Genomic DNA, 18,607 nt, shown 5'->3' with positions numbered 1-18,607 from the left:
CTAATAAAGGAGCATCATCATGAGTAGGTTAACCTCAGAACAAAAGATTCAACCCCATTGGTGGGTTAAAACATTTGCCGGAACAATTTTTGGTTTAACATTAGCTTACGCTTTTGTTGCTATTTTTGCTTGGTTTGGTCCTGGAGGCTTGGATGCCCCTGCAAAAGGTCAATTCAATATGTGGGTGCTTTCTCCCATTGCATTGTTTGTATTGTCATTTACCTATTTATTTAAAACAGCGTTAAAAGCTGTTGTATATCTATTATCTGCGAACATTATCGTTTACAGCGTATTTTTTCTTTTAAGGTGGTTATCATGAGAGTTCGTGGCGATATACTTAGAACCTACCAATCTGTACATACATGGACAGGCATTGTTGCTGGCTTAGTTTTATTTATCGGCTTTTATGCTGGCTCCCTTACTATGTTTGAGGAAGAAATTACTCAATGGGCAACGCCTCCAAGTCATCACCTTCCACAGGTCACTATAGATAAAATAGATAATTTAATCACTAAAGCCCTAGACACCTCAGAAAACGCGCAACAAGGTTTTAAAATAAATTTCAATGACGCAAGCTCCCCGATGACTTGGTATGAAAAAAAAGGAGGACGAGGTTTATATTTAGATAATGTTATGGTGCATGCCACCCTATCAGCTCAAGGAGATTTAATTACTCGAACGGAGCCTACCAATGAACTAGGTGATTTAATTGACATGTTACACCGTACGGCAGGTATTGCAGGAAAAGTTGGACACGAAAACCTAGGTGTTTTAGTGCTTGGTTTTGCTTCTATACTTTACTTTTTAGCCTTAGTTTCAGGTGTTATTTTTCTACTACCTACGTTAGTAAAAACTTTTTTTTCTGTTAGAAAAAATAAAGGCGCAAACCGATTTTGGTTAGACAGCCATAACCTAGTTGGCGTTGTGAGTCTTCCTTTTCATTTAATAATTGCTTGGTCTGTTGTGGTATTTGCTTTTCACGACGTATTATATGATGGTTTAGACTTAGTATATGGTAAACAACCCATATTTGAACAAGCGAAAAGTGCGCCAGTAAACTACTCTGCGAGCCAACTACCACCTATTTCAACATATATAGATAAGGTCAATGAGCTAACTGAGGGTTATAGTATCAAATACATTGAGTTTTCGCGCTTATCAACTCAACGCCCTTCTGTTGCAATAAGTGTGATGAATACAGCAGAAATGATGCGTAATAACACTGGCGACTTTATTTACATGAACCCTTACACTCTTGCTCCTGCATTTAGCAGTATTTCAATGAGCGAAGACGATTATTACGTTTCTTATGTCGCGAGCTTCTTTTCTTTACACTTTGGTGGATTTGGCGGTGAATTAGGCCGTTGGTTGTACTTTGTGATGGGCTTACTCGGTGCTTTTTTATTTTACAGCGGTAACTTGCTTTGGTTAGAAAAACGAAGACAAAAGAAACCGATTCAGAGTAAATCTAACCGTTTTATGGCTAATCTAACTATTGGTGTATGTTTAGGCTCGATATTAGCGGTCGTTGTTACTTTATTAGCAAGTAAGTGGTTATATTTGATTAACGCAAAAATTAACAATAGTTATGTAACTTGTTACTACCTAGTATTTTTTGCTGTTTTAATTTATAGCTTTGTTTTTGGCGCCGCAAAAAGTGCTATTCATATGCAAAAAATCATTGCTTTAACTTGTTTATGTATTCCTATTACAACACTTGTTGCTATAACAACACCAATCTTTAGCCAGTGGAATTTAAATGCGTTTAGCAATAGTGCTATTGATATATCCGCTTTAATTTTTGCCGCTATATTTTATTATGGAGCACTAAAAACTAAAAAACGCGCATATTTTGGAGAGCGTAATAGTATTTGGGCGTTATAACAATTTATTAAACGTATATTAATAAGCCATTATTGCCTTCTACCTAAAGTATAATTAACAAAAGTAGAAGGCTGATCTTATTATGTTGGGCCTAATTAATAATGAGGAATAAAAATATTAAAAGCTGTGATTAATAGAATAACGTAATATTTACTACACCTAAATAAATCAAATGAGAATCGCCATCAAATGAGAATGGTTATCAAATGATATTGACATAGTACAATGTTTTCTTTAATCTTGCCCCCCCTATTTGTATTAAAAACCTATTAAAGAGACTGACATCATATTGTCAGAATTATGTTATGCCTCAAATAACCAAGATTAGAAAAAAAATCCTGTTGACCTTTACTAGCCTATGTCTTATTTCATCTTCTCTTGTACAAGCGAATGAAGAAGTCAATGTGTATTCTTATCGCCAAGCATTTTTAGTTAAGCCTCTGTTCGACAAGTTCACTGAAAATACCGGCATCAAAGTAAATGTTATTTTTGCTAAAACAGGCATGGCAGAACGTCTAGAGCGTGAAGGTAAACATAGCCCTGCAGATGTATTATTAACTACAGATATTAGTCGACTTATTGAATTACAGGACCGTAACTTACTACAAGCAAATGACGCTGAAGTATTACTTGATGTTATTCCTAGTCAATACAGAGCAAAAGACAATACTTGGTTTGCATTAACAACGCGTGTACGAAATATTTATTCTGCCAAACGTTTAGGCACATTAGATATTAATTATGAAGACTTAGCTGATAGTAAGTATAAAGGTAGAATTTGTACACGAAGTGGTAAACACGCTTATAACATCGCACTAGTCTCTTCTATGATTGCTGAACATGGTAGCGCAGAGACACTTGTTTGGTTAGAAAAATTCAAAGCAAATTTAGCACGTAAACCTCAAGGCAATGATCGCGGACAAGTACAAGCTATTCATCAAAACTTATGTGATATTTCACTAGGAAATAGCTATTACTTCGGTAGAATGCTATCAGACGAAAAACAAAAAGTATGGGCTGAAGCGGTAAACATTAACTTTCCTAATCAAAGTAACCGTGGTGCTCATGTGAATATATCTGGCATGGGAATGGCAAAGTTCTCTCCTAATACTGGCAATGCTAAACAATTAATGGCATTTTTAATATCAAAAGAAGCACAACAACTTTATGCAGAAACAAATGTAGAATATCCAGTAAGAGCTGATGTAATGCCTTCTGAGTTAGTTGCTTCATGGGGTAAGTTTAAAGCCGATGACTTACCATTAGAAACTATTGCGAAATATAGAAAAGAAGCCCTTAAATTAATTGATCAAGCTAAATTTGATTTATAAGATGATATAATTACTCCTTGATTGCCCCGTTAAAAAATAATCTCTGGCGAACTGTCTGTTGGTTAATAGCATTACTACTCGTAATACCTATCGTAGTAATGTTGTTAGCGAGTCTCAGTTCGTCGAGTGACTTATTCTCTCATCTTTGGCAAACGGTTTTGCCAGATTATATTACTAATACGCTAATACTTGGTGTACTGGTCGTTTGCCTTACCTTAATTTTTGGTACCTTTAGTGCGGCCTTTATTGTTCACACCAATATAGTAGGTAAACGGTTTCTACGATGGCTGCTTTTATTACCCATGGCAATGCCAGGGTATTTAGTTGCTTATCTTTATACTGATGTTTTTGATTATGCAGGGCCAGTTCAACGCGCATTACGCTATTGGTTTAATTGGCAATCGCCAAATGACTACTGGTTTTTTGATATACGCACTTTACCCGGCGCCGCCGTTATTCTGGCATTTGTATTGTTTCCTTATGTTTATATGTTGGCACGAACTGCATTTGAACAACAAGATCAAAACTTATTAAGAGCCGGACGTCTATTAGGTTTATCATCAAAACAAAGCTTTTTAAAAGTTGCCCTACCTTTGGCGCGTCCTGCTATTGCAGTCGCTGCAAGTTTAGTTCTGATGGAAACATTAGCCGATTTTGCTACGGTAAATTATTTTGCGGTTAATACACTTACAACAGCGATATACGATACTTGGTTAGGTTATGGCGACTTAGCCGCTGCAAACGCATTAGCAAGTATCTTAATGTTGTTAATATTTTTTGTGGTTGTAGCAGAGCAACGTGCAAGAGCTGGACAAGGGCATCAGTCAAACAGGCCCAATAAAAATATAGAAGTAATAAAATTATCTTTTATACAACAATGTTTCATTGGTGCTTTTTGTTGGATATTAGTATTCGCAGGCTTCCTTGCACCTTTCATTTTATTGATTATTATGGCATTTGAATACAGTGACCTAAATCAACTAATAGCACTATTACCGCCAAGTATTAACAGCATTGAGGTATCTTTTTATGCTGCAACTATTGCAACTTTTTTAGCTCTATTATTCGGTTTGTATCGTAGACTTAGCCAAGATAAATGGCGTATGCTTCCATTAAGTTTGGCAGGTTTCGGTTATGCTATTCCTGGTACAGTCTTGGCGATGGTATTACTCGCGACTTTCGGCCCATTAGATCACATGCTTAATGAAGTCGCTGATTATTTAAGATTAGACTCTCCAGGATTATTATTATCAGGTACTATTTTTGCTGTCGTTTTTGCTTTTGTAGTTCGTTTTGCCGCTATTGCTAATGGCACAATATCCAGTGGTATTGAACAAATACCGAGATCTGTCGACTTAGCCCCAGCAAGTTTAGGTGCCGGCTTAGGTAAAATGCTAATAAAAATACATATTCCTATCCTAAAGCCTTCTATTTTAGTGGCTTGGTTATTGGTATTTGTTGAGTCGATGAAAGAGTTGCCAGCCGTACTATTATTAAGGCCTTTTAACTTTGAAACCCTGAGTATTCAAATTTATCAATTAATCTCTGATGAAATGCTAGAGCAAGGTGCATTGGGCGCTATTTTGATTGTTCTTCTGGGATTACTACCTATTGTTTGGCTTAATAAAGAAAGGAAATAACATAAATGAACAACATTGAATTATTAAGCATCAAACAGCTTTCGGTGAAATTACAAAAAAAAATCATTTTATCAGATACTAATTTGACCTTAAATTTTGGTGAAATACTTGGTCTAGTAGGTCCTAGCGGTTGTGGTAAAACAACATTACTTAATACCATTGCGGGCTTTAATGAGCTGAGTACTGGTGAATTAAAAATAAACAATAGTACGCAAACTGCGATGAATATATTGACTATTAGTCCCTCTAAAAACATACCACCAGAACATCGTAATATTGGTATGATTTTTCAAGACTATGCATTATTTCCTCACTTATCGGTTAAGAAAAACATCTATTTTGGTATTGATAAATTACCTAAAAGTGAACAAGAAACACGCACGGCTGATCTACTACATTTACTTAAGTTAACCGGTTTAGAATCAAGATATCCTCATCAGCTATCTGGCGGCCAGCAGCAAAGGGTTGCTATTGCACGAGCATTGGCCCTTCAGCCTAAATTATTATTATTAGACGAACCTTTTTCAAATATTGATGCCCGTTTGCGTAATGAATTAATGTTAGAAATGCGCCAGCTTTTAAAGCAACTAAAAATGAGTGCTATTTTTGTTACACATAACAAAGATGAAGTTTTTACTTTTGCAGATAAAATAGCGGTTATGCACCAAGGAAGAATTTTACAAACAGGCAGCCCTGCTTCAGTTTGCCAATCGCCGAGTAGTTGGCAAGTTGCTGACTTTTTACAATTAGGTAGTTGGATACCCGTAAAGGCCAAAGGTAATGAATACCAAACAGCCATCGGCAGTTTTTCATCAACCAATTCAGCAATTGTAGACACGAATAATGAAGCCAATAATAAGAATTCACAAACCTTACAATTCTTGTTAAAACCGCAAGCTATTGAGTATTGTGAGGATGAAAAGGTTAATGTAACAGTAGATAATATTGCCGTTACTGAACAAGGATTTCGTTATTTACTCAGTAGCATTGAAAGAGATTCATCATTAGCTTTTAAACAACTTAGTTTTTATAGTGAGATGTTACTCGCTCTAGGTCAAAAAATAGCGATAAAAATTAAACCGCATCCATACCAAATATATCAATAAAGTAAAAAATTAGTCTGGCCTAAATAATATTATTTACCATCGCTATATTAGCAAGATCAGCTGAGGTATTCGCATTCAGTTTACTTTTAATTTGTGTATTGTAATTGCAAATAGTTTTATAACTTAAACAAAGCTCGCTAGCGACATTATGAGCATTTAACCCTTTTGAAAGTAAGCGAAACACATCAAATTCACGTGGCGATAAAAGCTTAAGTTTATGCTTTGGTTTTTTAGCTTCGGTTAAGCATATATCATTTACTTCCGGCATTAAGCCTTCTTCAATATAACGTTTACCGCTAGCAATAACAGCAACCGCCTGCGCTAATACTTCAGCAGCACTATTCTTACTAACATAACCACGTGCACCTGCTTCTAATGCACGTTCAATATAAACTTTTTCATCATGAATACTATAAACTAAAATAAGTACATTAGGGTAATGCTTGCAAAGGCGACGAATAGCTTCTAAACCACCAATACCCGGCATTGACAAGTCCATCACAACAACATCAGGTTGGAAACGTTCATACTCCTTCACGGCCAGTTCACCGCGTTCAATGTCTACAATATCACCAATATAGGGTTGAGAGTCGAGCAACATTCTAAACCCTGCCCTAACAACCATATGGTCATCAACTAATAGAACTTTAATTTTTTTTGTTTCCATTACTTTTCCTCCCAGTAAGGTAATTCCACAACAACATTAACACCGGTATTTAATACAGATTCAAATGTAAATGTTCCGCCTAAATTTTCAGCTCGCTCGCGCATTCCCAACAAACCAAAGCCAGGAGTATTAAGCTGTTTTCCTTGACCATTATCAGATACAGTAATCATGACTTTATCACCGCGTTTAACGACTAAAATAACCACTTTAGTTGCATTTGCATGTCGAACAACATTGGTTAAGCACTCCTGAACAATTCGATAGACATGAATAGTAATATCGTGACTTAAATGCTCTAAAGCTTGGTCGTAATCTAAATCGAACTGAACCTCACTACTTCGTCTTTGCCATTCTCTAACCAGCTCAGATAAGGTGGCTCCTAAGCCAAGCTCTGACAAACTTAATGGGTGTAATGTTCTCATCATAGAACGAACGACCACAGATAGATGGTTACAAATATCAACAATTGAACTAGTTACTGCCTTTACATTTGTCTTTGGTTGTTGACATGTAATCGCCATTGCCTTGATTGCTGTTAACGATTGCCCCATTTCATCATGTAACTCTCGAGACAGATTTTGTCTTTCAGCTTCTTGAATTTGCATACTGTGGCGCGCCAAAGCTTGGTTCTTCTCTTGAGCCGTTTTAAGGGCTGATGACATACCATTAATTTCTAACGCTATTGCATCAAATTCACTAATTTTAAAGTGAGGTAGTACATGATCAAAGTGCCCTTTTTCAACTTGTTTAAGTCCAGTTAAAATAGCTTTAACAGAATCCAACATTGCATTAAACACTAGGTTCACTGTCAAAAACATAATAAAAAGCATTAACACAATAGAGCAAAAAAAAGACTTTGTTTCTTGCCAAGCTTCATTTATTTCATCCATTGGATTCGCGGTAATAACAATCGCTTTGATAGATCCATCCGCAATTTTAATATCATAATGATGTATAAAAAAGTCGACCATAACTGACTTTACAAACCAATGAGGTGTCGATTTTTTCTCATCATTTAAATCATCATTTAAATCATCATTTAGCTTAGTAGCATGGGTATTTTTAACTTGATTTTCACTCTTTTTGACAGAAATATTTAAATGCCTTACTGGTTGCATTGTGGCAATCTTGTCTAGCCATGCGTCTTTCTCTTCACTAGTGGAAGAGCTTTGATTAAGGCCAAATTCAATCATTTGTACGGCTAAGTTAATTGAAGAATTCACTTCTCGCTCTACTGAGCTTCTTGCCTGCCATACAGCAATAATTGCACTGAAAATTAAAATCAACAATACTGATGCAATTATTCTCATATTGATCAGAGCACGTATACTCATTTGTAGAATTCCAATAATGAGGTGAATAAGATAAAAAATGCACGAGCTAATTGAACTATAAGTGCTAAAAATATCAAAAATTTAAGAGACAACACCCCTAAAATTTTTTTCCTTATGTTTGTTTTATATAATCAATCATACGCATCATATTTAATATAGGCACTGTACGTTCGAATTATATTTCTCATACTTTTGCACTACACTCGAAATGACAATATCAGTGATGAGAATATAATCGGTGAGATGATTAATTGGGTAATTGGGTAATTGGGTATTAAAATAATAACAAGGAGATATAAACAGGATATACCAATTATTAAGATGAAGGAGTCGCAATTAAAGAAAGCAATAATTGATAGTTTACTGCTTTAGATGGTGCTAAGGGGCTTTTGGAATGATTTATTACCAAGTAAAATCGGAGCTCCTACTTGGTAATAATAAATGACGAGGAAAAGTTAATACTAGTAGAGTGCAAAAAGATTAGTTAAATAATTCTCCATGTAGTTTCTCAACAACATTATTCGCATCTCGCTCATTCACTAAGAAGCATAAGTTATTGGCACTTGCCCCATGACAAATTAAACGAACGCTGATGTCATTAATCGTTTGAAAAATACGTTGCCCTATGCCTTTTGCACAATCTAAGCCATTGCCAATAACAGCAACTAATGACAGACCATGTTCAACCGTTACTTCACAAAGCTGCTCTAATTCTTCTACGACTGTTGATGTTATTAACGCTTGTGTAGAGCCACTTGGGTTATCAAAAGTGAGGGCGACACTAATCTCACTGGTAGTAATTAAGTCTACACTCAGCTCATGTTTAGCTAAAATACCAAATACTTGTGCTAAAAAACCACTCGCGTGTAACATAGCCGGGCTTTTAACTGTGACTAAGGTTTGTTCTCGTCTTAAGGCGATTGACCGGTAAGTAGGATTAGAGGCGACCGATTTTTTGATTTGTGTTCCACCTTTTTCAGGCTCTTTACTTGAACCAACAAAAACAGGAATGTTCTGGCGCATTGCTGGGATCAAAGTAGCTGGATGTAATATTTTGGCACCAAAAGTTGCCATTTCAGCTGCTTCACCAAAACTAATTTCTTTTATAGCACGCGCCTGATCGGTTATACGAGGATCGGTGGTAAAAATGCCAACAACATCAGTCCATACTGATAAATTATTCGCATGAAGTGCTTCAGCCAATAAAGCCGCACTATAATCAGAGCCACCACGACCTAAGGTTGTTGTTTCACCTAAACCATCTTGACCAATAAAGCCTTGTGTTACTAATACTTGTTGAGTCAATTTAGGCGCTAAAAGCTCTGTACATGCTAAACTTAATTGCTCTATATCTACCACTGCTTTGCCGTATAAGCTATTAGTTTTCATAACTTGCTGTACATTAAAATAAGCACCGTTAACATCAATAGACTGTAAAACTTGCGCAAAGATGCGTGAACTTAACTGCTCACCAAATGACAGAATGGCATCACCTTGCTTAACACTATGCTGTTGCGATTGTTTTAACGCATGCGTTGCTAACTCTTCAAGTAACCCTTTTATTTCAGTATTTAAAGCTTGCTCAACATCTTTTGCCAAATGTTGAGTAATATTTAACTGAATAGCTTGAATTTTATCAATAATATCTGCTTGTTCATCAAGGGATAAATTTGCTTGGCTTAAGCGTACTAAATAGTTGGTAACGCCTGCACTAGCAGATACAACCACTAAGCGATTACTACAGTCATTTTTAATAATCTGAGCGCAACGCAACATAGCGGGAAAGTCAGCAACACTTGTACCGCCAAATTTAGCAACGGTAAGGGATAAATTTTCTTTTGGTGAACTTGGGTGTACCATGGGTAATCTTCCTAAATACAATAATTTACATTAGTAAATAATACTCACTAATTAAAACAGGAAGAGCATGACTGAACAGTTCGACAGGCTAGCCTATTTAACAATATAGGCATAGAGCATAGTAACTTTTTCAGCCAGAAGCTCTCCACCTTAGTCTATACAGACACTAAAATCAGGTGACAGTCCTAAGGATTCAGCCTTAGTGACCGAACGTAAACAGCCACGGTGTTTATGTTCTCGGCGATAATCTCCTTCAATAACGTATGTTGGAATGTGGTTCCTAATACTTTTCAGTATAACGTTATCTATCTAGTTATCGCTCCTCTTCTGGTGTTGTAAATATCACTTAAATTAAAAGTGTATAAACAACCCGTCTATTAGACATGAATTCAGTAGTAATTGCAATAGACTTTTAGATGGCTATAAAGAGAGTTAATTTGGAACAATAATTTTTATATTTAATAGTCAATACTAATCAAGCCTATTTCTATTTAACTAAAGATGACTAAAACTTAAGAAACAACTAAGCACATAAAGCAAAATAGTAGAAAAATACAATGCAATTTTTTTTGTGCACATAACTTTCCCCAATTTTACAGTTACATTTGTTATAGTCTAACTACAAACATGTATTACTAGCTTATGTAGAGCCTAATGGATTTATTTTTACTAAAAAAAGTTATTTCGGCTGCAATTATGCCGATTAATTTAGTGTTAATTTTATTAACCTTATCACTTTTGTATTGTCGAAAACGCCCAAAAAGAAGCATTAAGTGCTTAATCTCAGCAGGATTATTATTAACTATATCCTCTATGCCAGTGGTTTCTGATAAGTTAATGGTAAATATTGAAAATAAATATGAAAGCTTTACTCATTCTAGTAAACCTGTTGACTACATTATAGTGCTAGGAGGTTGGCACGTTGCTAATGATGCCTTACCCGTAACTAGCCAACTTAATACAAACTCATTAGAAAGATTAGTTGAAGTATTAAGGATTTATCAATTACATCCAGAAGCAACGATTATCACGTCAGGTTATTATATTAAGGATCAGTTATCTCATGCTCAAACAATGAAGCAATCTTTAGTTCTTTTAGGTGTACCTGCCAATAAAGTCATGACAGAAAATTTCCCTAAAGATACTGAAGAAGAAGCGCAATTAATTGGTCCTAGAGTACAAGGACATAATGTTGTATTAGTAACCAATGCAAGTCATATGCTAAGAGCAATAAAATACTTTCAAGCACAAGGAGTAGAGCCAATACCTGCACCAACAGGCTTTATGGTTAAAAATATAAATGGTCCTAAAGGTTGGGGGTACTACGTTCCTAAAAGTAAATCTCTGCAGATAACAACCGCTGCCTGGTACGAAAGTTTAGGTCTTTTTGTGCAGTGGTTAAAAAGCCTACTTTAAAATCAAATAATAGTATTAACTGTAAACCTAAAAAAACCAGTATCATCTTAGATAATACTGGTTTTAATGCTTTTACTTTGTTTATATTTACTTAGTTACGTTAGCTCACATAGGCTTAGAGGCTTAGTTACATATTTTCAATAATACAATCACCAAATTGTGAACAAGTAACCAAGGTTGCATCATCCATTAGGCGTTCAAAATCATACGTTACTGTTTTTGCACCAATAGCGCCAGACATACCTTTTAGTAGTAAATCGGCTGCTTCAACCCACCCCATATGGCGTAGCATCATTTCAGCAGATAGAATTACCGAACCTGGGTTAACTTTATTTTTCCCCGCATATTTAGGCGCAGTACCGTGAGTTGCTTCAAAAATGGCAACTTCATCATTTAAGTTAGCACCTGGTGCAATACCAATACCACCAACTTGTGCCGCTAAGGCATCAGATAAATAATCACCATTTAAATTCAGTGTTGCAATAACACTGTACTCAGCAGGACGTAACAATACTTGCTGTAACATTGCATCTGCAATTACATCTTTTATAATGATTTCTTTGCCTGTTTTAGGATGCTTAATACGACACCAAGGACCACCATCTATTAATTCTGCTCCAAACTCTTCACACGCTAATTCATAACCCCAATCTTTAAATGCACCCTCAGTAAATTTCATAATATTACCTTTATGTACTAACGTTACTGAGTCTCTATTATGATCGATAGCATATTGGATCGCTTGACGAACTAAACGTTGAGTGCCTTCTTTAGAAACAGGTTTAATACCGATACCACAATTTTCAGTAAAACGAATTTTGGTGACCCCCATTTCTTCAGTTAAGAAGTTAATCATCTTCTTAGCACTATCACTACCTGCTTGATATTCAATACCGGCATAGATATCTTCTGTATTTTCACGGAAAATTACCATATCTACTTCAAATGGCTTTTTCACCGGACTTGGTACGCCAGTAAACCATTGCACTGGACGCTGACATACATATAAATCGAGTATTTGACGTAACGCTACATTTAAAGAACGCATACCGCCGCCCACAGGGGTAGTTAATGGCCCTTTAATACCAACTTTATATTCTTTAAACATTTCTAATGTTTCATCTGGTAACCAAGTTTCAGAATCATATACTTGCGTTGCTTTCTCACCGGCATATACTTCCATCCAAGCAATTTTCTTCTTGGTGCCATAAGCTTTTTCGACAGCAGCATCAACGACTTTAATCATAGGTGGCGTAACATCAATACCAATACCATCACCTTCAATAAAAGGAATGATTGGGTTATTTGGCACGACTAATTTACCGTTAGATACCGTGATTTTATCGCCTGAACTGGGAATTGTAATTTTACTTGTCATAAAGCGCTCTCCTAATTGGAAGAATGAACATTAAAAATGTTTAAAATATTTATATCATGGTAGCGACAAAAGCTAAACATCATGAAAATTAAGTTTTTAAAATATCATTTTGTTACTTGAGCTTAATTGAGATTTAATTAAAATTAACTTAGCTTTCAACAATTATGATTTAAACTTTCATTGTATCTAAAGTAAAGCAAAAAGCGCCTTTACACTATAACCTCACCGTCAATACCTACTATTTATTTGCTGAATATTATTTTTATAATAAATATTTAACATTACAAAGCTCTAAATATTTGTTCGGTTGTAGTTTTAGCATCACCAAAAAGCATTTGCGTGTTATCTTTAAAAAACAAAGGATTTTGAACACCGGCATAACCTGTATTCATTGAGCGCTTGAAGACGATGACTTCTTTTGCATGCCAAACTTCAAGTACAGGCATGCCTGCAATTGGACTGTTAGGATCATCATTAGCCGCAGGGTTTACAGTATCATTAGCGCCAATAACCAATACCACATCAGTATTAGGAAAATCATCGTTGATTTCATCCATGCCTAACACTATATCGTAGGGTACTTTTGCTTCCGCGAGTAATACATTCATGTGCCCAGGTAACCGACCCGCAACAGGATGAATAGCAAAACGTACATCAATCCCTTTACTTATTAATTGTTGAGTCAGTTCATATACCGGGTATTGTGCTTGAGCAACAGCCATACCGTAGCCTGGTGCTATGACTACAGACTTAGCACTTCGTAACAAGTCAGCAACCGCTTCTACTTGTATTTCGCGGTGTTCTCCATAATCTTTATCTTCATCAATCACTACCGTTGTACCAAAACCGCCAGCGATAACACTGATAAATGATCGGTTCATCGCTTTACACATGATATAAGATAAAATAGCACCTGATGATCCAACTAATGCGCCAGTGATAATCAACAAATCATTACTTAACATAAAACCTGCTGCGGCGGCTGCCCAACCTGAATATGAATTCAGCATTGATACCACAACCGGCATATCGGCTCCTCCAATAGAAGCAACAAGGTGCCAACCAAACGCTAGAGCAATAACGGTCATTAAAAACAGTGGGAAATTTGATCCTCCATTTTGCACAAAGATAATCATTAAAACAAAGGAAACAACGCCAGCAGCAAGGTTCATTTTATGACGATGTGGCAACGCCAAAGCGCTAGAGCTAATAGAGCCACTTAACTTACCAAAAGCTACAATAGATCCAGTAAAAGTAACAGCGCCAATAAAGATACCTAAGAAAATTTCAGTTAGATAAATATTCATGGCCGTTTGTTGGCTGGCAGTTATGATAACGTGATGACCAGCCTCAAAGTAACTATTAAAACCAACCAATACTGCAGCTAAGCCAACGAAGCTATGTAATATAGCGACAAGCTCAGGCATTTGTGTCATTTCAACTTTATTGGCTAACTTCAACCCTATGCCTGCACCAATGATCATGGCAAGCACGATAAGCCAAATGCTAGTCACTGCGGGGTTAAAAATTGTCGCCATCAACGCAATGCCCATACCAATCATGCCGTATAAGTTACCTTGTTTGGCGGTTTCTTGTTTACTTAATCCAGCTAAACTAAACACAAAAAGTAATGCTGCAACAACATAAGCTGCACTGATAAAACCATTGGACGCAATTTGTGTGGATTCCATACAGTTCTCCTACTTACTAAACATTTTTAACATACGACTAGTCACTTTAAAGCCACCCACTATATTTATTGTGGCGACCAAAGTAGCTAGCGCTGCGAGTATTTGAACTAAAATATTTTCAGAGCTGATTTGTAATAACGCCCCCACAATAATGATGCCTGAAATTGCATTAGTGACACTCATTAAAGGAGTATGCAAAGAATGACTAACATTCCACACCACGTAGTAACCAATAACACAAGCCAAGACAAAAACAGTAAAATGAGTGACAAAATCAGCAGGTGCTACATTAGCTATCCAACCAAACAATGCCATACCTGCCGTTATAAAGGCATATTTTTTTGTCGATGATACCGGTGCTTCAACTACGTCAACAGCAGGCATTACCTTTTCTTTTTTAGTCGATGACGGTGAAGCGCTCACTTGAATAGGTGGTGGCGGAAAAGTAATTTCATCCTTATTCACAACCGTCATATTACGGATAACTACATCATCAAAGTCGATAGTTAAAGTACCGTCTTTTTCTTTACAGAGTAGCTTAGCTAAATTTAATAAATTATTTGAATATAGTTGAGATGCTTGATTTGGTAATCTTGACACTAAATCAGTATAACCAATCACTTTAACATCATGTGCGTTAACTACTTTACCCGCAACAGTACATTCACAATTACCACCGCCAGCCGCAGCTAGATCTACAATTACACTTCCAGCTTTCATTGATTGCACCATTTTATCTGTAATCAGTTTTGGCGCAGGTTTGCCTGGAATCATGGCAGTAGTAATAATAATATCAACGTCTTTGGCTTGTTCAGCAAATAAAGCCATTTCTGCATCAATAAATGCTTTACTCATTTCTTTAGCGTAACCATCCCCTGGGCCTTTTGATAATGATTCTTCAGGTTCGTTATAATTCATCTCAAGAAATTCAGCCCCCATACTTTCAATTTGCTCTTTTACTTCTGGTCGTGTATCAAACGCCCTGACAATGGCGCCTAAACTACTGGCAGTACCAATAGCGGCAAGACCTGCAACACCAGCACCTATAATCATTATTTTCGCAGGTGGCATTTTACCTGCAGCAGTGATTTGCCCAGTGAAGAAACGTCCAAAATGATGCGAGGCTTCAATAACAGCACGATAACCAGCAATATTTGCCATTGAGCTCAATGCATCCATTGATTGTGAACGGGTCATACGAGGTACCATCTCCATCGCTAGTGTGGTGATGGATTTTTCTTGTAGCGCAGCTAATAAATCAGGATTTTGGGCTGGTGCAATAAAGCTGATAAGTGTAGTCCCTTCATTCATTAGTGCAACTTCATCTAAAGTAGGAGGGTTTACCTTAAAGATTATGTCACTTTGCCAACAAACCTTTTTAGTCACTATTTCTGCCTCAGATTTGCTATACTCTTCATCAGTAAAACTTGCTTTAGTGCCAGCACTTTTTTGTACTCGCACAGTAAAGCCTAACTTGATTAAAGCACTAACAGAGCTAGGAGAGCCTGCAACACGGTTTTCTCCCTTTAATGACTCTTTGGGAATGCTAATGATCATAAAACACCTTTGAAAATTAATAAAAAGGACTAAGTGCTTAATGTTTTACCACTTATAGTGTTATTTTTAAACACCTGTGCTCAGTTATTTTTTAACTACTTGATAATTCTTTAGTAACTTATAGAATTAATATGACAATAACGCATAACTCTTTTTCTATTTATAGGCCTATTCCGATTGTTTAAAAATTTTCTGTTCTTTTCATTTATTGTCAGTGTTACTTTTTTTCCAGGTCAAACATGGTCGGCAAGTCATATAAAGTTAGGCATGTCGAATGCATTAACAGGACCAGCTTCTTATATTGGTAAAGGGGTTAGTAGAGGCGCAACTGTTTATTTTGAACAACTGAATAATGCTGGTGGAATTAATGGTCAACGGGTTGAATTAATCAGCTTAGATGATGCTTACGAACCCAAGAACACTATTAAAAACATTAAAAACTTCATTATCCAAGAAGAAGTTTTAGCCTTACTCAATTTTATGGGAACACCTAGCTCTCATGCTATTTTGCCAATTTTAAAACAATCTAATATCCCCTTTTTAATGCCACTGACCGGAGCAGACTTCCTTCGTACTCCTGTCATTAATAATATTTTCAATCTACGGGCTAGCTATTTACAAGAAGCTCAAGCGCAAATTGAGTTTTTAATTGAAGCGAAAAAGGTAAATAAGATAGCATTAGTTATTCAAGCTGATGAGTTTGGCTTAGCAGCTCAAAGAAGTTACGAACAAATTTTCAAAAAATATAATATAGTGCCTGTTATAACAGAGCGATATAAACGTAATACGAATGATATTGAACGTGTTCTTGATAATTTAGCAACAATGCCATTAGATACAGTTATTTTTGTTGGTACTTATCAACCGCTAAGTTATTTAATCAACTTAGGTTATGAACAGGGAATCAGAGCTTATTTTAGCACCCTATCATTTGTATCAAGTTCATATCTTTTTGCAAGACTTGAGCATCCAAGTAAAGTAATAGTAAGTGAAGTTATACCTTCTCCCTATCAATGTCAGTGGCGCATTTGTAAAAAATTTATTCGTGATATGAAACAAGCTGGATATGTTGATTTTAATAAATTTCAGTTAGAAGGATATCTTAATGCTCATGTTTTTAATCTTGTTGCCAAACGGTGTGGAATAAAATTAACAAGAGCATGCTTACTAGAAGAGTTTAATTCCTTTAAGTATAAACAAGATGGGCTAAATATTTCATTTTCAACCAATAATCATCAAGGGCTAAATCAAGTTTACTTATCTTTTAGTGATTCTTTAAAAATAGAGAATTAATGCGAAAATAAGCTGATTATCGCTCTTTACTGACTGACCAAGTTTCAAACAATGCCGCGCTAATCACCAACATCCCACCAATAACAGTCATGATATTAACTCTTTCATTAAGTAATAAAAATGCTAAAACGCTTCCATATAGTGGTTGTAAGCATGAAATAAGGCCTGCTGTTGTTGCGGATAAATGACGTAAAGATGAGGCAAACAAGGCATGAGGCATAGCTGTAAAAATGGCGCCTGCCAATAAAACGAGTAACCAATCATTAGTGCTCACCTCGAGTGGAGGAACATCAACAAATAACCCTAACATTAAAAAAGCAACTAAAGTCTGATATAACATGGTATGTGGACCAGAGTAGTGACTAAAGTAATTTTTATGAAGGACATTTCGCAATGCAAAGAAGAAAGCTGAAATAACACCAATTATAATTCCTACTGTTACTTGGTTTCCTAAATTTATCTCAGGAATTAATAAAAAAATTCCAATTAAAACAATAACAGCAATAACAATATCTTTAACTTTAGGCCTACTTTTAGTCTTGCTTAACAGGGGCTCTAAAAATACAGTGATAACGGGATAAGTAAAAAAAGCAATCACCCCAACAGTGACACCAGCCATTTGCATACTAGCAAAATAGGTAACCCAATGAATGCCTACGACAGCGCCAAGTAATATAGCAACGCCATAGTCTTTTGGGTTGGCGAGAGCAATTTTCTTTTTTTGAATTGTAAGTAAAATAAATAATACAATTGCCGCAACACCAGTACGATATACGGTAATATCTAACGCCGGTAAACCAATAAGTTTAGAAAATAGCGCTGTCCCGCCAAAAAGTAGAACTGCACTATGAAGAAACCAAAGGCTTTGTTGTTTAGCTGTCATAGGTTAACGTCAATTTTATAGTTAATAAGTACGTTGATTAATCAAGATCGTGAAGAGGCCAGATAACGATGTAATCTTCAAAATCTTCAAGCGCAACATCATCATCTTTGACTATTTTTCCACGAACTGACATACCTGCTTTGTGCATTGCCGATTTTTTCCCTTTGTGAAGCAGCGGATGCCAAGATGGCATACCTCGCCCTTCTTGCAAACGACGATAAGTACAACTTGGCGGCATAAAGAAGACGTCTGCTAAATTATCTTGTGTTAACTGCACACAATCAGGAACTAACGTGGTTCTTTTATCGTATTGACTACATTGACAAGTTTTTTCATTTAACAAATAACAAGCAATATTAGAATAAACGACCTGCTCGCCTTCCTCTATATGATCAGTAGGTTGTAGTTCACTGTGATCATCAGTCTCTTCATCATCAATAAATTTGTTAAGGCAACATTTAGCACAGCCGTCACATAACGACTCCCACTCACTACGTGACATTTCAGCTAATGATTTACTTTGCCAAAATGGTGCATCTTTTTGGAGAACGGTCATAATTAATAATA

General features: G+C 36.1%; 15 protein-coding genes and 1 riboswitch. Of the genes, 7 read left to right on the top strand and 8 right to left on the bottom strand.

Annotated features, from left to right (window positions below; all coding sequences use genetic code 11):
- The first annotated feature begins 19 nt into the window (after positions 1-19).
- The 5 genes from KO509_RS04620 (at position 20) to KO509_RS04600 (ending at position 5,961) form a co-directional block, all read left to right on the top strand.
- Entirely contained in the window at positions 20-319 is a 300-nt protein-coding gene (locus KO509_RS04620; RefSeq protein ID WP_215972116.1) for a hypothetical protein, read from the top strand.
- Positions 316-1,884 carry a PepSY-associated TM helix domain-containing protein gene (locus tag KO509_RS04615; RefSeq protein ID WP_215972115.1) on the top strand — a complete coding sequence of 523 codons (1,569 nt, stop codon included), beginning with the start codon at positions 316-318 and terminating at the stop codon, positions 1,882-1,884. Before KO509_RS04620 ends, KO509_RS04615 begins: the two co-directional genes overlap by 4 nt.
- 305 nt (positions 1,885-2,189) lie before the next feature.
- Positions 2,190-3,215: an extracellular solute-binding protein gene (locus KO509_RS04610; RefSeq protein WP_215972114.1), complete on the top strand. Its 1,026-nt coding sequence runs from the start codon at positions 2,190-2,192 to the stop codon at positions 3,213-3,215.
- Between the two features lie 158 nt (positions 3,216-3,373).
- Positions 3,374-4,855, top strand: coding sequence for an iron ABC transporter permease (locus KO509_RS04605; protein ID WP_252727385.1), 1,482 nt, complete (start codon positions 3,374-3,376; stop codon positions 4,853-4,855).
- A gap of 5 nt (positions 4,856-4,860) precedes the next feature.
- Entirely contained in the window at positions 4,861-5,961 is a 1,101-nt protein-coding gene (locus KO509_RS04600; protein ID WP_215972112.1) for an ABC transporter ATP-binding protein, read from the top strand.
- A gap of 19 nt (positions 5,962-5,980) precedes the next feature.
- Here the strand turns inward: KO509_RS04600 and KO509_RS04595 are convergent, their stop codons facing one another.
- The 3 genes from KO509_RS04595 to lysC all read right to left on the bottom strand — a co-directional run bounded on the left by KO509_RS04595 (position 5,981) and on the right by lysC (position 9,822).
- Positions 5,981-6,628, bottom strand: a complete 648-nt coding sequence (locus KO509_RS04595) for a response regulator transcription factor (RefSeq protein ID WP_215972111.1) — start codon at positions 6,626-6,628, stop codon at positions 5,981-5,983.
- Positions 6,628-7,962 (bottom strand): sensor histidine kinase, encoded by a 1,335-nt coding sequence (locus KO509_RS04590; RefSeq protein ID WP_215972110.1) that lies wholly within the window; start codon positions 7,960-7,962, stop codon positions 6,628-6,630. Before KO509_RS04590 ends, KO509_RS04595 begins: the two co-directional genes overlap by 1 nt.
- A 480-nt stretch (positions 7,963-8,442) precedes the next feature.
- Positions 8,443-9,822, bottom strand: coding sequence for a lysine-sensitive aspartokinase 3 (lysC, locus tag KO509_RS04585; RefSeq protein WP_215972109.1), 1,380 nt, complete (start codon positions 9,820-9,822; stop codon positions 8,443-8,445).
- Positions 9,823-9,952: 130 nt separating this feature from the next.
- A riboswitch (Lysine riboswitch) is annotated at positions 9,953-10,157 on the bottom strand.
- A 319-nt stretch (positions 10,158-10,476) separates the two neighbouring features.
- On the opposite strand from lysC, the gene KO509_RS04580 reads away from it, so the two are divergent.
- A complete protein-coding gene (locus KO509_RS04580) occupies positions 10,477-11,238 on the top strand; it encodes an ElyC/SanA/YdcF family protein (protein ID WP_215972108.1) in 762 nt (253 codons plus the stop codon).
- 127 nt (positions 11,239-11,365) lie between these two features.
- Here KO509_RS04580 and icd read toward each other — a convergent pair whose 3' ends face one another.
- From icd to KO509_RS04565, 3 genes are all read right to left on the bottom strand, one after another.
- On the bottom strand, positions 11,366-12,616 hold the full coding sequence (icd, locus tag KO509_RS04575; RefSeq protein WP_215972107.1) for an NADP-dependent isocitrate dehydrogenase: 1,251 nt from the start codon (positions 12,614-12,616) through the stop codon (positions 11,366-11,368).
- 281 nt (positions 12,617-12,897) lie between these two features.
- Positions 12,898-14,307: a Re/Si-specific NAD(P)(+) transhydrogenase subunit beta gene (gene pntB, locus KO509_RS04570; protein ID WP_215972106.1), complete on the bottom strand. Its 1,410-nt coding sequence runs from the start codon at positions 14,305-14,307 to the stop codon at positions 12,898-12,900.
- Positions 14,308-14,316: 9 nt separating this feature from the next.
- Positions 14,317-15,864 (bottom strand): Re/Si-specific NAD(P)(+) transhydrogenase subunit alpha, encoded by a 1,548-nt coding sequence (locus KO509_RS04565; protein WP_215972105.1) that lies wholly within the window; start codon positions 15,862-15,864, stop codon positions 14,317-14,319.
- Positions 15,865-16,041: 177 nt separating this feature from the next.
- Between KO509_RS04565 and KO509_RS04560 the strand changes: the two genes are divergently transcribed.
- Complete coding sequence (locus KO509_RS04560) at positions 16,042-17,157, top strand: ABC transporter substrate-binding protein (protein ID WP_215972104.1); 1,116 nt, start codon at positions 16,042-16,044, stop codon at positions 17,155-17,157.
- A 16-nt stretch (positions 17,158-17,173) separates the two neighbouring features.
- Here the strand turns inward: KO509_RS04560 and KO509_RS04555 are convergent, their stop codons facing one another.
- Together KO509_RS04555 and KO509_RS04550 are read right to left on the bottom strand one after the other, a co-directional pair.
- Positions 17,174-18,040, bottom strand: coding sequence for a DMT family transporter (locus KO509_RS04555; protein ID WP_215972103.1), 867 nt, complete (start codon positions 18,038-18,040; stop codon positions 17,174-17,176).
- Between the two features lie 37 nt (positions 18,041-18,077).
- Complete coding sequence (locus KO509_RS04550; RefSeq protein WP_215972102.1) at positions 18,078-18,596, bottom strand: YcgN family cysteine cluster protein; 519 nt, start codon at positions 18,594-18,596, stop codon at positions 18,078-18,080.
- Between the last annotated feature and the right edge of the window lie 11 nt (positions 18,597-18,607).

It is taken from the genome of Colwellia sp. C2M11, from assembly GCF_018860915.1.
GTDB lineage: Bacteria > Pseudomonadota > Gammaproteobacteria > Enterobacterales > Alteromonadaceae > Colwellia.
This window is presented reverse-complemented; position numbering and strand designations above follow the sequence as displayed.

Excerpts from the sequence above, each read along its gene's own strand:
- KO509_RS04620 (WP_215972116.1), top strand. The coding sequence starts at position 20 with ATGAGTAGGTTAACCTCAGAACAAAAGATTCAACCCCATTGGTGGGTT.
- KO509_RS04615 (WP_215972115.1), top strand. The coding sequence starts at position 316 with ATGAGAGTTCGTGGCGATATACTTAGAACCTACCAATCTGTACATACA.
- KO509_RS04610 (WP_215972114.1), top strand. The coding sequence starts at position 2,190 with ATGCCTCAAATAACCAAGATTAGAAAAAAAATCCTGTTGACCTTTACT.
- KO509_RS04600 (WP_215972112.1), top strand. The coding sequence starts at position 4,861 with ATGAACAACATTGAATTATTAAGCATCAAACAGCTTTCGGTGAAATTA.
- KO509_RS04595 (WP_215972111.1), bottom strand. The coding sequence starts at position 6,628 with ATGGAAACAAAAAAAATTAAAGTTCTATTAGTTGATGACCATATGGTT.
- KO509_RS04590 (WP_215972110.1), bottom strand. The coding sequence starts at position 7,962 with ATGAGTATACGTGCTCTGATCAATATGAGAATAATTGCATCAGTATTG.
- lysC (WP_215972109.1), bottom strand. The coding sequence starts at position 9,822 with ATGGTACACCCAAGTTCACCAAAAGAAAATTTATCCCTTACCGTTGCT.
- KO509_RS04580 (WP_215972108.1), top strand. The coding sequence starts at position 10,477 with ATGGATTTATTTTTACTAAAAAAAGTTATTTCGGCTGCAATTATGCCG.
- icd (WP_215972107.1), bottom strand. The coding sequence starts at position 12,616 with ATGACAAGTAAAATTACAATTCCCAGTTCAGGCGATAAAATCACGGTA.
- pntB (WP_215972106.1), bottom strand. The coding sequence starts at position 14,307 with ATGGAATCCACACAAATTGCGTCCAATGGTTTTATCAGTGCAGCTTAT.
- KO509_RS04565 (WP_215972105.1), bottom strand. The coding sequence starts at position 15,864 with ATGATCATTAGCATTCCCAAAGAGTCATTAAAGGGAGAAAACCGTGTT.
- KO509_RS04555 (WP_215972103.1), bottom strand. The coding sequence starts at position 18,040 with ATGACAGCTAAACAACAAAGCCTTTGGTTTCTTCATAGTGCAGTTCTA.
- KO509_RS04550 (WP_215972102.1), bottom strand. The coding sequence starts at position 18,596 with ATGACCGTTCTCCAAAAAGATGCACCATTTTGGCAAAGTAAATCATTA.